At 58.5% G+C, this 13,709-nt stretch carries 9 protein-coding genes; 5 read left to right on the top strand and 4 right to left on the bottom strand.

What is annotated here, in order from left to right:
• Positions 1-12: 12 nt before the first annotated feature.
• The 3 genes from ettA to FZE95_RS04055 all read left to right on the top strand — a co-directional run bounded on the left by ettA (position 13) and on the right by FZE95_RS04055 (position 3,685).
• The gene (ettA, locus tag FZE95_RS04065; protein ID WP_150299548.1) at positions 13-1,677 is read left to right on the top strand and encodes an energy-dependent translational throttle protein EttA; all 1,665 of its coding nucleotides are present in this window, start codon (positions 13-15) and stop codon (positions 1,675-1,677) included.
• Positions 1,678-1,913: 236 nt separating this feature from the next.
• The gene (gene gdhA / locus FZE95_RS04060; RefSeq protein ID WP_150299547.1) at positions 1,914-3,254 is read left to right on the top strand and encodes an NADP-specific glutamate dehydrogenase; all 1,341 of its coding nucleotides are present in this window, start codon (positions 1,914-1,916) and stop codon (positions 3,252-3,254) included.
• A gap of 74 nt (positions 3,255-3,328) precedes the next feature.
• On the top strand, positions 3,329-3,685 hold the full coding sequence (locus FZE95_RS04055; protein ID WP_150299546.1) for a PilZ domain-containing protein: 357 nt from the start codon (positions 3,329-3,331) through the stop codon (positions 3,683-3,685).
• A 44-nt stretch (positions 3,686-3,729) separates the two neighbouring features.
• Here FZE95_RS04055 and radA read toward each other — a convergent pair whose 3' ends face one another.
• A complete protein-coding gene (gene radA, locus FZE95_RS04050) occupies positions 3,730-5,100 on the bottom strand; it encodes a DNA repair protein RadA (protein ID WP_150299545.1) in 1,371 nt (456 codons plus the stop codon).
• Between the two features lie 186 nt (positions 5,101-5,286).
• Between radA and pap the strand changes: the two genes are divergently transcribed.
• Together pap and FZE95_RS04040 are read left to right on the top strand one after the other, a co-directional pair.
• A complete protein-coding gene (pap, locus tag FZE95_RS04045) occupies positions 5,287-6,723 on the top strand; it encodes a polyphosphate:AMP phosphotransferase (RefSeq protein WP_150299544.1) in 1,437 nt (478 codons plus the stop codon).
• A gap of 99 nt (positions 6,724-6,822) precedes the next feature.
• Positions 6,823-7,944 carry a methyltransferase gene (locus tag FZE95_RS04040; protein WP_150299543.1) on the top strand — a complete coding sequence of 374 codons (1,122 nt, stop codon included), beginning with the start codon at positions 6,823-6,825 and terminating at the stop codon, positions 7,942-7,944.
• A 799-nt stretch (positions 7,945-8,743) separates the two neighbouring features.
• Here FZE95_RS04040 and FZE95_RS04035 read toward each other — a convergent pair.
• The 3 genes from FZE95_RS04035 to FZE95_RS04025 form a co-directional block, all read right to left on the bottom strand.
• On the bottom strand, positions 8,744-11,179 hold the full coding sequence (locus FZE95_RS04035) for a Lon protease family protein (RefSeq protein WP_150299542.1): 2,436 nt from the start codon (positions 11,177-11,179) through the stop codon (positions 8,744-8,746).
• A 105-nt stretch (positions 11,180-11,284) separates the two neighbouring features.
• On the bottom strand, positions 11,285-12,136 hold the full coding sequence (locus FZE95_RS04030) for a uroporphyrinogen-III synthase (RefSeq protein ID WP_150299541.1): 852 nt from the start codon (positions 12,134-12,136) through the stop codon (positions 11,285-11,287).
• Positions 12,137-12,225: 89 nt separating this feature from the next.
• Positions 12,226-13,677 (bottom strand): DUF3336 domain-containing protein, encoded by a 1,452-nt coding sequence (locus FZE95_RS04025; protein WP_150299540.1) that lies wholly within the window; start codon positions 13,675-13,677, stop codon positions 12,226-12,228.
• Between the last annotated feature and the right edge of the window lie 32 nt (positions 13,678-13,709).

Here is a 13,709-nt window from a genome sequence, read left to right as displayed (position 1 = left end):
GGTTACGTATCCATGGCTCAATATGTGTATAGCATGCATCGGGTGGGCAAGGTTGTCCCCCCGAAGCGTCAGATTCTCAAGGACATTTCCCTGTCGTTTTTTCCCGGCGCCAAGATTGGCGTGCTGGGCCTGAATGGCTCAGGCAAGTCCACATTGCTACGGATTATGGCCGGAGTTGACACTGAAATCGATGGTGAAGCACGGCCGATGCCCGGCATCAAGATAGGTTATCTGCCGCAGGAGCCAGAACTTGACCCGAGCAAGACAGTTCGTGACATCGTGGAAGAAGCGGTCGGCGAGATAAAAGAAGCCCAGACGCGCCTTGACGCAGTATACGCCGCCTACGCCGAGCCCGATGCGGACTTTGACGCCCTTGCTGCCGAACAGGCCAAGCTCGAAGCAATCATTCAGGCATCGGACGGACACAACCTTGAGCGCCAGCTTGAAGTGGCCGCCGATGCACTGCGCCTGCCTCCCTGGGACGCTCAGATCGAGCATCTGTCCGGCGGTGAAAAGCGCCGCGTGGCGTTGTGCCGGTTATTGTTGTCAGCCCCCGATATGCTGTTGCTCGACGAGCCGACCAACCACCTTGATGCGGACTCCGTCGCCTGGCTCGAACAGTTCCTGCACGATTTTTCCGGAACCGTGGTCGCGATCACCCACGACCGCTACTTCCTCGACAACGTCGCCGGCTGGATTCTGGAGCTCGACCGTGGCCATGGCATTCCCTTCGAAGGCAATTATTCCCAGTGGCTCGAATCCAAGGCAGCGCGACTGGCCCAGGAATCCAAGCAGGAATCTTCCCACGCCAAGGCGATGAAAGCCGAGCTGGAGTGGGTACGCCAAGGACCCAAAGGCCGCCAGTCAAAATCCAAGGCTCGTCTGCAACGCTTCGAAGAAATGCAGTCGCAGGAATTCCAGAAGCGCAGCGAGACCAACGAAATCTTTATCCCGGTCGGTCCACGTCTGGGCGACAAGGTCATCGAGCTGAACAATGTCAGCAAGCGCTATGGCGAGCGGGTGCTCATTGACAACCTGTCGTTCAGCGTACCCAAGGGCGCCATTGTCGGCGTTATTGGCGGCAATGGCGCGGGCAAATCCACGCTTTTCCGCATGATTACCGGCAAGGAACAGCCTGACTCAGGCAACATCGACATCGGCGACACCGTGCAGATCGCCAGCGTCGACCAGAGCCGCGAGAACCTGGACGGCAATCTGTCCGTGTGGCAGCAGGTATCCGACGGTTACGACATCATCAAGGTCGGCAATCACGAAATGCCATCGCGCGGCTACGTCGGCCGTTTCAACTTCAAGGGCGCCGACCAGCAGAAGTTCGTCAAGGATCTCTCCGGTGGTGAACGCGGACGGCTGCATATGGCGATGACGCTGAAACAGGGCGCCAACGTGTTGCTGCTGGACGAACCGTCCAACGATCTGGACGTGGAAACCCTGCGTGCACTCGAGGAAGCGCTGCTGGATTTCCCTGGCTCTGCCATCGTGATCTCCCACGATCGCTGGTTCCTTGACCGCATCGCCACGCACATCCTCGCCTACGAGGATGACTCCCAGGTCGTTTTCTTCGAAGGCAATTACACCGACTACGAAGCTGATCGCAGGAAGCGCCTCGGCGAATCCGCAACGCAGCCTCACCGGGTTCGCTACAAGAAACTCGCCTGAGCCTGACCTCAGTGGAACAGGGAAGCCGGCTACGGCTTCCCGCTTCGCTTCATGCACCAATCCAGGGCATGAGCAGCATGCTCAACCCGCCCACTCCCTTGGAGGCCTTGTGCTACAAGGTTCCCCGGATGCCCCAAAAAATAGCATTATTTTTGTAAGTCTGGTTTTCTGCACCTTAGCGGTTCTGGTAGAGTTGCGCCAATTCGTCAAAAACTTGCCTAAAAGTGACTCTTTCCATGACCGATACTCTTGCTTCCTGTCTGGCACATCTCAAGCTGCGTGATCCGGGTCAACCTGAATTCCATCAGGCTGCTGAAGAAGTATTGTCCACGCTTTGGCCGTTCTTGGAAGCCAACCCGAAGTACTTGAACAGTGGCATTATCGAACGGCTTATCGAGCCCGAACGCGTGATTATCTTCCGCGTGCCATGGGTTGACGATCGTGGTCAGGTACACGTGAACCGCGGCTACCGTGTACAGATGAGCAGTGCTATCGGCCCGTATAAAGGTGGCCTGCGTTTTCACCCGTCGGTCAACCTGGGCGTATTGAAGTTTCTCGCCTTTGAACAGGTTTTCAAGAACGCGCTGACCACCCTGCCCATGGGCGGTGGTAAAGGCGGCTCTGACTTCGATCCCAAGGGCAAGACTGACGGCGAAGTCATGCGCTTCTGCCAGTCATTCATGACCGAACTGTCGCGCCACATTGGCGAGAATCTGGACATCCCGGCCGGCGATATCGGCGTCGGTGCACGCGAGATCGGCTATCTGTATGGCCAGTACAAGCGCCTGCGTAATGAGTTCACATCGGTCCTTACCGGCAAAGGCATGAGCTACGGCGGCAGCCTGATTCGCCCCGAAGCGACCGGCTATGGCTGCGTCTATTTCGCCGATGAGATGCTCAAGCGCAAGGGTGATTCCTTCGAAGGCAAGCGCGTTGCGATCTCCGGCTCAGGCAACGTAGCGCAATACGCTGCGCAAAAGGTCATGGAGTTGGGCGGCAAAGTGATTTCCGTATCCGATTCCGGCGGCACATTGTATTTCGCCGAGGGCATGACCCAGGCGCAGTGGGAAGCACTGATGACCTTGAAGAACGAGCGCCGCGGTCGCCTGGTGGATTTCGCAGCCGCAACCGGTAGCGAGTTCCTGGCCAAGCAAAAGCCCTGGCAGCTGGTCTGTGACATTGCCCTGCCCTGCGCCACGCAGAATGAACTCGACGGCGTCGCCGCCACCCAGCTGGTCGAGAATGGCTGCTTCTGCATCAGTGAGGGCGCCAACATGCCCAGCACGCTGGAAGCGATTGATGTGTTCCAGCAGGCGCGCATTCTGTTTGCACCGGGCAAAGCAGCCAATGCCGGCGGCGTTGCGGTAAGCGGTCTGGAAATGTCGCAGAACGCAATTCGCACGAACTGGAGCAGCGAAGAAGTCGACAGCAAGCTGAAGAACATCATGGAGTGCATCCACAAGGCCTGTGAAGAATACGGCACCGAAGCGGATGGCTACATTGACTACGTGAAAGGCGCGAACATTGCCGGTTTCGTCAAGGTAGCCGACGCGATGCTGGCCCAGGGCGTGGTCTGATTTTCATCAAAGACGCTATAGTGGTATGAAATCTGTAATGGGCTTGCTGTATGGCAGGCCACAGGAGGCATTCCATGAGCGATGACAGGCGTCGCTTTACCCGGGTCCCGTTCGATGCGGTGACCCGATTGCAACAGGACGGCTGGAGCACTTCCGTTCAGCTTGTGGATATTTCCCTGCGCGGATTGCTGGTCACCCAGCCCGCCGATTGGGAGGCCAGCCGCAATACTGAGCCCTTCGTCGTGGCCATCGATCTCGACGAGGGCAGTCAGATAAGCATGGAAGTCCGCCTGGTGCACTCCGAAGAAGGCCTGCTCGGCTTTCGCTGCGAACATATCGATCTGGATTCAGTCAGCCATCTCAGACGGTTGCTTGCATTGAATCTTGGCGATGCCGACCTGCTGGACCGGGAACTGGCGGCACTGCTCTGACAAGTAAGGAATCTCTAAAAAGCGCAGTAGTTTTCGGAGATTCCTCAGTCGAAGATCGCGTCGAGCGCTTCATCCAGGCGCGTCACGGCAATCACTTCCATTCCTTCCGGTGACTCCTTTGGTGCATTGGCCTTGGGCACAATGGCCTTGGCAAACCCATGCTTGGCGGCCTCTTTCAAACGCTCCTGCCCGCTGGGCACCGGCCGAATCTCGCCTGACAGACCAAGCTCACCGAAGACCATCAGATCCATCGGCAGGGGCCGGTTACGCAGACTGGACATCACGGCGGCGAGCAGCGCCAGATCCGATGCGGTTTCCAGCACCTTCACCCCGCCAACCACGTTGACGAATACGTCCTGATCATAGGTGGGTACGCCGCCGTGCCGGTGCAATACAGCCAGCAGCATTGCCAGGCGATTCTGATCCAGCCCCAGGGTTACCCGGCGTGGATTGCCCAGATGACTGGTGTCCACCAGCGCCTGTACCTCGACCAGCATGGGACGCGAGCCTTCCCACGTGGACATGACGACGCTACCGGGAATGGGCGCCTCATAACGTGAGAGAAATATCGCCGAGGGGTTGGACACTTCCTTCAGACCTTTATCGGTCATGGCGAAAACGCCCAGCTCGTTTACAGCACCGAAACGGTTCTTGACCGCCCGCAGCATACGCAGCCGGCCATCCGATTCGCCTTCGAAATACAGCACGGTGTCGACCATGTGCTCAAGCACTCGCGGGCCGGCCAGCGAGCCCTCCTTGGTCACGTGTCCAACCAGAAAGATCGCCGTGCCGCTCTGCTTGGCGTAGCGCACCAGCAACGCAGCACTCTCCCTCACCTGGGCTACGCCGCCGGGGGCGGACTGCAACTGTTCGGTGAAGATCGTCTGGATCGAGTCGACCACCATCACCTTGGGCTTCTCGCGGCGCGCCGTGGCGATGATGCTTTCGATACAGGTCTCGGTCATCACCATCAGCTTGTCTTCAGGCAATGCCAGACGCCGGGCGCGCATGGCCACCTGTTGCTGCGATTCTTCACCGGTCACGTACAGCGCTGGCATGGTTTGCGCCAGACGGCACAAGGTCTGCAACAGAATAGTGGACTTGCCGATTCCCGGATCACCGCCGATCAGCACGACCGACCCGGCCACCAGCCCACCACCGAGCACGCGGTCCAGCTCGGAAGAGCCGCTTGGCTGCCTGGGCATCTCTTCGGTGGAGACTTCGGCCAGGGTTTTGACCTGCGCCAGCTCCCCTGCCCAATTCGAGGTTCGCCCGGCACTGCCGCCGGTGGGCGTGGTATCGACTACGGTTTCAACCAGCGTGTTCCAGGCCTGGCATTCACCACATTGCCCCGCCCACTTGCTGAATGTCGCACCGCATTCCGTGCAGCCATAGATCCGCTTGTTTTTCGCCATCTCACCCTCTCATGAACCCTGCACCGCGAAAGCCGGTCGATATTTTATCCGAACGGGTCGGTACCGGCCAAAAGGCACATTGTATGGCCAGTCGCGCTGAATTACCCGACCACAGTGACTGGCAGCAGGCACACTAGACTCTGTCACGCAGCGACGGCCAACCAGCTCCGCGCAACGGGAAAGCTAATGACTGAATACGCGATCGACAAGAAATCCTTCAAAGAGCAGAACGCAGCGCTCACCGAGGCGCTACTCGAAGCCCAGTACGAGCTGCGCAAATCCGGACGCGGACCGGTATTGGTTCTGATCAGCGGCAACGACTTTGCTGGCAAGGCCGAGGCCATTTACGCGTTTTATGAGCGCCTCGATAACCGCTTCCTCGATACCCGCGCGTTCAGTTTGCCTGAGGGGCTTGAACGGCGGATGCCACGGCTGTGGCGCTACTGGAGCAGCTTGCCCCCAGCGGGGCAGATCGGCTTTTATCTTGGCTCCTGGTATCACCAGCCGTTGATGTTGCTCAGCAGCGGCAAGCTCACAGAAGAACAGTTTGCCAAGGATATGGAAGAAATCGTGCGCTTCGAGCGGGTGCTGATCAACGAAGGCGTCGCGATCATCAAGTTGTGGCTGCATCTGACGCCTGACGAACCTAACCGGGCACCTCCTGCGCCGGAGCTGTTTGACGAAACCGTCGCGATGCGTGAATGGGGCGATTTCAGCGCAGCGGATTATGAGCGGGTACGCGCCGGCGCGGAGCTGATGAGCCAGCTCACCTCAACAGCCGAGGCGCCCTGGATCCGCGTGCGCAGCCATGATCCGAACTATCGCGACATCTTCATCGGTCAGATCGTGCTGAAAGCCATGCAGCAAGCCCCAACAGGCGATCCGCCGGTTGAATATCGCCCCTCCACCACTCGGCACCTGCGCCAGCTGGATTATTCCGCCAAACTCGACAAGCCTGTCTACAAGGATGAACTTGAACAACAACAGGCCAGACTGCGCGAACTGGTGCAGCATCCCCGCTTCGCCCAGCGCGCCCTGCTACTGGTGTTCGAAGGTACTGACGCTGCTGGCAAGGGCGGCGCAATACGACGTATCACACAGTGCCTGGATCCGCGGCGGTTCCGTGTTTTTGGTACCAGCGCACCCACTGACGAAGAACGCAGCCATCCCTATTTATGGCGCTTCTGGCGCCGCCTGCCCGCGCCCGGCTCAATTGCCGTATTTGATCGCAGCTACTACGGTCGGGTATTGGTCGAGCGGGTTGAGGGCTTCGCCGAACCGGAGGCCTGGCAACGCGCTTATTCCGAGATCAACGATTTCGAGCGGCAGCTGCAGGAGGCGAACATTATCGTGGTCAAATTCTGGTTGGCGATTACCGCTGAGGAGCAACTCAAGCGCTTCGAGGCCCGGGAAACATCGCCACTCAAGCGTTACAAGCTGACCGATGAAGACTGGCGCAATCGCAAGCAATGGCCAGCCTACGAGCAAGCCATTGATGACATTGTGGACCAGACCAGCACCGAAAACGCACCATGGCATTTGATTCCGGCTGAAGACAAGCGCTATGCACGCATCGCCGTACTCAGGACCCTGTGCGATACCCTGGAAACAGAGCTGCAATAAGAAAATGAATGGCAGACAAGCCCGCCCACAGGGCACCGCACGCAGGGCAGTGTTCGGTGGGCTATAATGCGTGCCCTTCCGCGATAATCCGGTTACCCCATGCAATCCTGTGAAACGCCCTTCGGCACGCTCCAGCTCGAACGTTACCCGCCCACCAGCAATCCGACTCTGCAAGCCTTCGATGCGGCGGATCAGTATTTACTGCAAACATTGGCGCAGAACCCGGGCACGGCCGCAGCTCCGCTGGTAATCAACGACAATTTCGGGGCGTTGAGTTGCGCGCTGGCTGGCCAAAGCCCGCACAGCTTCACCGATTCGCACCTGGCCAGCGTGGCGATACACAACAACCTGCTCGCCAATCAGTTGCAACCGGATTCAGTAAAGATCATTGATAGCCAGAGCGAACTCGACGGGCCTTATGACCGCGTGCTGTTACGCATCCCCAAGAGCCTGGCACTGCTGGAAGATCAACTGATACGTTTGCGCCCGCACCTGGCGTCAGGCGCCGAAGTGATCGCCGGCGCAATGATCAAGCATCTGCCGCACAGTGCCGGTGATTTGCTGGCGAAGTATGTCGGCCCCTATCAGGCGTCGCTGGCCTGGAAAAAAGCCCGCCTGCTGACCGCCAGGTTCGACGCTGACCTGCATCCCGAAACGCCCCGGCTCGCCACAGCCTACGAGTTGCCGGAGACCGGCATACAGCTGACCAACCTGCCGGGGGTATTCGCCCGTGAGCGCATCGATATCGGCACACGCGCGCTGCTGTCATGCATACCCTCGGACCCGGGACCGGTGCGGATCATTGATCTTGGCTGCGGCAACGGAGCCGTCGGCATCATGGCCGCGCTGCACAATCCACAGGCGTCACTTACCTTCATTGACGAATCCCATACGGCAATCGCCTCGGCACGCATCAACATGAAGGCTGCTGCCCCGGACCGCTCAGCGGAGTTTCTGGTGGCAGACGGGTTGGTGGGCATGCCCGACAACAGCGCGGAACTTATCCTGTGCAACCCGCCTTTTCACCAACAACAGGTAGTGGGTGATGAAATAGCGCTGCGCCTGTTCGAACAGGCAAGCAACGTACTCATGCCAGATGGCGCCCTGATTGTTGTGGGTAACCGGCATCTTGGTTATCACGTGAAGCTCAAGCGCTGGTTCGGCCGAGTGGAGCAGATTTCCGCCACCTCAAAGTTCGTGGTGCTGCGCGCCTCAAACTGAAGCAGGGCCGAGGGCTCATCCCCGCCATAGCGCTCGCGGTAACGCCGCTGATTCAGATCGAACGCGATTTCATGGTTGCACGCTTTATGGAGGGCCGGGTTCCATCCCGGCCAAAGCACTCGCCGGTAACGCCGCTTGTCGAGATGGAACTCGACACTCCGAAACCCCACATTCCCGTGACGCGATTGCTCGCGGTAATGCCGCTTATCCAGATATAACTGGACCCTTGATGGCTCGATACCATGCCCGGTTTCGTGCAACCGAAAGCCGTCGAATCATGTCCACAGATATTGTGGATAACTCTGTGGGCAGAGCTGTACCAACTGCTCCAAAGCCCCGTTTCTGCAGCCTCCGCCAAAATCGATCAAAAAGCGATCACCGCGCCGATTTCGCCCCGTCAAATCGGGTAAATTGCACAATTTTGAGCAAACAGAGCCGGAAGTGACAAAAAATTGTGAGGCATAAGCGCGTTTTGTTGTAAGCGAACAAAAATCTGGCGCTTCCGATAATATAGTTATATTTCAATCAGTTACTCTATATATCAAATACCAGACCAGACATCGCGCCGCACATCAGCCGGGCAAATAGTGGAGAGTGAGATAACGCTCACCAAAATACCGGGAACTTTTTTTCGCCGGGATTGTACCCAGATTTCAGAGCGGGTGATTGACAGGAAATATGCGAACTGATAGACCAAAGGACCATGCACAAAAACTGTGGATAAGTCTGTTAGCAAGAATGGGAAAGGGTGTCACAAGCCAGACCGTACAAGGCCTGGCTTGTATTGATCAGGGACTGATCAGTTCTTTTCGGATGCTTCGGCAACCAGCGCTTCTACGGCTCGCTCAGTACTCTCCTGTTCGCGCTCGGCAATCTCCTGCAGGCGCGCTACCACGAGGGCATTGACCGTACCCTCAGGAAAGTCTCCCTTTTCATCACTGACGCCCACGTCGCGACCCGCCAGCAGCGCCATCGCTTCATCCACATGGCTCACGGCATACACCGAAAACTGGCCTGCCCTCACCGCCTCGAGAACGGTCTCATCGAGCATCAGATTGGGCACATTGGAACGCGGAATAATCGCGCCCTGTTCTCCCGTGAGCCCGCGGGCGTGACACAGTCGGAAGAAGCCCTCGATCTTCTCGTTGACGCCACCAACGGCCTGCACCTCGCCGAACTGGTTGATCGAGCCGGTGATCGCATAGCACTGCTTCAACGGCGTGCGCGACAAGCCGGAGAGCAGTGCGCATACTTCACCGAGTGACGCGCTGTCCCCGTCCACATACCCGTAGGACTGTTCCAGCGCGATGCTGGCGGAAATTTCCAGCGGGAAATTCTGTGCGAAACGGCTTCCCAGGTACCCGGTCAGGATCATCACGCCCTTGGAGTGAATGGGCTGCCCCAGGCTCACCTCACGCTCGATATCCACAATACCGTTGCCGCCCGGGTAGACGGTCGCACTGATACGCGCAGGCACGCCAAAGACTGAATCGCCTACCTCCAGAACCGTCAGGCCGTTGCACTTGCCAACCGCTGCGCCATCGGTATCGATAAGAATCACGCCGGACACCATATCTTCACGAATACGCGCACTGACGCGCCCGGTACGTCCTTCCTTGGCCCGCAGCGCCCGTTCGATATGCGCCGTGTCGATCAAGGCATCGTCCGCCAGCTGGCGAATGAAGTCGGCCTCAGCGACCAGCTGAAAGATATCGCTGATGCGCGCTGACAGGCGCCGCTGGTGCTCTGCCAAACGCGCACTGTAGGTCAGCACCCGGGCAACGGCGGCGGCGGTCAGTGGCGCCAGCCCTTCCTCGGAGGTACGGGTCTTGAGTAGCTGGGCCATGCCTTCAATGCTTTCCGGTGTGCGCGGCAGGTCTTCATCAAAATCCACCAACACCCGGAACATTTCCTGGAAGTCCGGATCCAGCTCCTGCAATGCGTAATACACCTGGCGCGAGCCGATCAATACCAGTTTGACCGCCAACGGGATCACCTGGGGATTCAGCGTGACTGTGGTCAAACGCCCCATGTCCGCCCAGGGCGACTCGGTTTTCAGCTGACGGGCGTGCAAGGCGCGCTTGAGCGCTTCCCAGACGAAGGGCTCGCTCAACAGTTTTTCCGCTTCCAGCACCAGATAGCCGCCATTGGCCCGGTGTAACGCACCCGGGCGAATGTGCCGATAGCTGGTCACCAGCGCGCCCTGCTCGGAGCTGTACTCGATGCGGCCGAAAAGGTTGTCATAGGAAGGATGCGGCTCGTGCACCACCGGCGCCCCGCCCGTATCGCAATGCCCGACAATCAGGCTCGGGCAATATTGCTCGATCAGGAGCAGCCTCTTGTACGCATCGGGTCGCACTTCCAGACCCCGTTCTTCGACCAACTGATCGATCACCGTCTTCAACAGGTTCTGCCGCATGGCCTGCAGATAGTCGCAAACCGCCTGATTGCCGGCGTAGCGCTCAACAAGCGGCTCGAACAATGGCTGTATGGCGTCGGTGATGGTCTGGTCGTTGAGCTCGCGCAGCTGGTTGCTGGACTCGCGCTTCCATTGCGGCAGGCTCGACAGCGCCTCGTTGAGTATCTCCTCCAGTGCCGCGATATCGGCATGGAATTGCTCGCGCACATCGTCCGGCAGCTGGGCGAACTCGGCCTCGTCCAGCGCCTTGCCATCCTTCATTGGCGTAAACGCGATGTTCTGTGCGTCGCGGTAGATGGCTACATTCTTGTCCAGCGCCTGCCGCTCCACCGAATCAATGGCGCGGTCGTAACGCTGGTTGAAGCCGCGGTCAATGGCGCTCTTCTTCTGCTGGAACGCCGGATGCTCGAATACCGCGGGAAAGGTCGCCAGCAGGTTATCGATAAGCTTTTCAATATCACTGATCAGTTCGCCAGCCGTCCCCGGCGGCAGACTCACCACCCAGGGCTCGCGTGGCTCGTCGAAGTTGTTGACGAAAATACAGTCATTGGGTGCGACCTGGCGCTTGGCCTCGGCCTGCACGTAGCGCATGACGTAGGAAAAACGTCCAGTACCCGGCTCACCCATGACAAATACGTTATAGCCCGGGCGGTGCATTGCCACCCCGAATTGCAAGGCTTCAACCGCCCGCTCCTGGCCAAGAATGCCGCGAAAGGGTTCCAGATCATCGGTGGTAACGAAACCGAGACTATCCAGGTCGATGGGGACGGTGAGCTGTTCAGGAGTGAGGCGAAGGGGTACTGGTGTATCGGTCATTGAACGTCCTTGAGCGGAGCATATTTGTTCCCGGCATTGTTGCCGCGCAGCCGGAGCCTGACAAGAGTAAACAACCGATTCCGGCGCGCGGCGAGTGAATGCCAGTCAGGTCAGGGACGCATCGGGCCCTGAGCCCATTACCTTTACCAGCTCACGCACCAGGGGCTTCATGAAGAAACTACTCTCAGGCATCAGATCAACGCGCACCTGGCGCTGCTCCAGCTCCTCGGTCACCACCGGACCAACCGAAGCGACCACGATGCTGGCAAACGCATCCAGCAGCGCCGCCTCACCGACGTGACGCCGCGCCACCTGAAACAGGCGGCGCACCTGGGTAGCGCTGGTGAAGGCGATGGCGTCGACCTCGCGGCCAATCAAGGCATCCACCAGGCGCTCGACTTGCTCGTTCTCGATATCGTCGGCATAGACATAGGGCGAAACGCTGCTGGCAATGGCGCCCGCACCGCGCAGGAAGTCCATCAATGGCAGGTTGGGCTCAGTGCCATACAGCTGAACAGCAATACGCCGTCCCTGCAGGTTCTCCGCTTTAAGCGTGGCAATGACCCCGTCGGTGGTTGGTTCAACGGCGGCTACATCAGCTTTCAATCCGATCTTGCGCAATGCCGCGCCAGGCTTGGGGCCGCGGGTGATGGTGCGGACGTTTGCCAGCGCACCGACGAAGTCATCGCGCAGTGAGCCACCGGCGCGTTCCGCCGCAGAGACCAGCCGCCGCAATCCTTCACCGGTAAGCAGGACCAGATCTTCAGGCGGCTGGGCTACAAAAGTGCGGATCCATTCGAGCACAGGCGCCTGGTCCGGCGCATCGTGAATGGATACCAGGGGGCAACGCAGCACCTCTGCGCCACGCTTGATCAACATATCCGCGAACAGATTAAGCTCGCGGCTTTCAGGTAGGGCGATGCGTCGCCCTTGTAGAGGCAGAGGTTGTTCCGTCATGGCTGTATCCGAATGGCTAGGGAAGGAGACATTGTGTTGCAGTAGCCACGATTAGAAAACCTTGGCCAGCCGGACACAAGCCTGAACGCCTACTTCTCCCAGCCGCGCGAATGCAGGATCGCATCCAGCGTACGACTGATCGCGGTACAGTTGCGCACCATTTCAATCTTTTCCCAGGTAGAGCGCTCCCCTTCATATATCAGGCGGTGCATGGCTTCGCGGGAAGGCGGCGCCAGCAGCCGCAACGGGTGATCCCAGCGGTTACGCAGGAAAATATTGATGTCAGCGGTGTATTCCTGCGCCAGCACCCCATAGGTCAGATGCTGCATCAGACTTAGTACCGGCGACTTGATGCGAATGTTGTCACGGGTAAAGCGCAGCGCTTCGGCCGTCGAATGCTTGATGAAGCTTGCCTGATAGTTCATCACGTTGCGCAACAGGCTCGGCGCCGCATCAGGGTCAGGTGTAATCGCCAGCGCGGCAGGATTGGTCATGCTGGAAATGAAATGGTTGACGCCATATAGCCGCGCCAGACGCTTGGCCGGCAGGTCGTCGGCGAAGGAGCCATCTATCCATTTGTCGCCCGGCAGATAAGGCACGGTCTTGCCGTCAGCGTTACGACACTGCAGCGTGACCGGCGGATAAATACCGTAAATGGCGCAGGACGCCTGAACAGCCGTGCGAATCAATACGTTGGGCGAGGTGGTCGCGTTTAACAGCCGCGGTGCCTGACGTGTCGACAGACCGGTCACGGTGATGTTGAGTTTGCGGCCGGTCAGTTCGAATGCTTCCTGAAAAGTAAGATCCGGCAAAATTCTGGCCAGGTAATCGCGCAGATTGTCCGCGTCGATATTCGGCTTACGCACCACACCGAGAAGGTTCGGCCTTATCGCTTCGGTTTCGTCCGCATCGTCATGCAGATTATCCAGACCGAGGCGATGAGTGAGTTCATCATCGGTATGACAACAGGCGGCTGCGGCGAGAATCGAACCGGCGCTGCTACCCGAGATAATTTCCGGGAGCAGCCCCTCGTCAAACAGCGCCTTGAGCACACCTGCATGAAAGTAGCCAAGCACTGCACCGCCGCTCAACATCAGGGCTGAACGGCCGTAGCAGTGGCTTGCTCTGACAAAAAAGTCCTGTTTTTCCTCCAGAGATATGACTGAATCGTCTACCTCGTTCAGATCACGCAGCGCAGCACACAACTCGTTGATGTAGTTGGTGATCAAGTGCTTGGTGCCAAGCTTGGCCTTGTTGTACAGCGAAGGTTTGCCCATACCGCCATAGTTGCCGTGAATGCCTTCATTCAAGCTGAACAGCAGTTTGTGGTATTCCTCGCGTGCCCGCAGGTCCTTGATTATCTCCAGTCGATAACGAATCGCCTGATAATCATAGCTCTCACAGACATCGTCCCGCTTCCAGTCATCCAGACCATTATCGGCGTCGTAACGAGCCGCCAGCTCGGACCACTGCCGATAACTGGTCGCGGTTTCCATTTCCTTCAACACCTGCCTGGATCGGGTTCGCTGTAATATTTTCATTGGCACCTCGCACTAGGATCACCCCCTGAATA

Source organism: Pseudomonas profundi, from assembly GCF_008638305.1.
Classification (GTDB): Bacteria; Pseudomonadota; Gammaproteobacteria; order Pseudomonadales; family Pseudomonadaceae; genus Halopseudomonas; species Halopseudomonas profundi.
The sequence above is the reverse complement of the archived record's forward strand: the minus strand, read 5'-3'. Positions and strand labels throughout refer to the sequence as shown.

Coding starts and splice junctions, on each gene's coding strand:
- ettA (WP_150299548.1), top strand. CDS start 13: ATGGCTCAATATGTGTATAGCATGCATCGGGTGGGCAAGGTTGTCCCC.
- gdhA (WP_150299547.1), top strand. CDS start 1,914: ATGACCGATACTCTTGCTTCCTGTCTGGCACATCTCAAGCTGCGTGAT.
- pap (WP_150299544.1), top strand. CDS start 5,287: ATGACTGAATACGCGATCGACAAGAAATCCTTCAAAGAGCAGAACGCA.
- radA (WP_150299545.1), bottom strand. CDS start 5,100: ATGGCGAAAAACAAGCGGATCTATGGCTGCACGGAATGCGGTGCGACA.
- FZE95_RS04040 (WP_150299543.1), top strand. CDS start 6,823: ATGCAATCCTGTGAAACGCCCTTCGGCACGCTCCAGCTCGAACGTTAC.
- FZE95_RS04055 (WP_150299546.1), top strand. CDS start 3,329: ATGAGCGATGACAGGCGTCGCTTTACCCGGGTCCCGTTCGATGCGGTG.
- FZE95_RS04025 (WP_150299540.1), bottom strand. CDS start 13,677: ATGAAAATATTACAGCGAACCCGATCCAGGCAGGTGTTGAAGGAAATG.
- FZE95_RS04035 (WP_150299542.1), bottom strand. CDS start 11,179: ATGACCGATACACCAGTACCCCTTCGCCTCACTCCTGAACAGCTCACC.
- FZE95_RS04030 (WP_150299541.1), bottom strand. CDS start 12,136: ATGACGGAACAACCTCTGCCTCTACAAGGGCGACGCATCGCCCTACCT.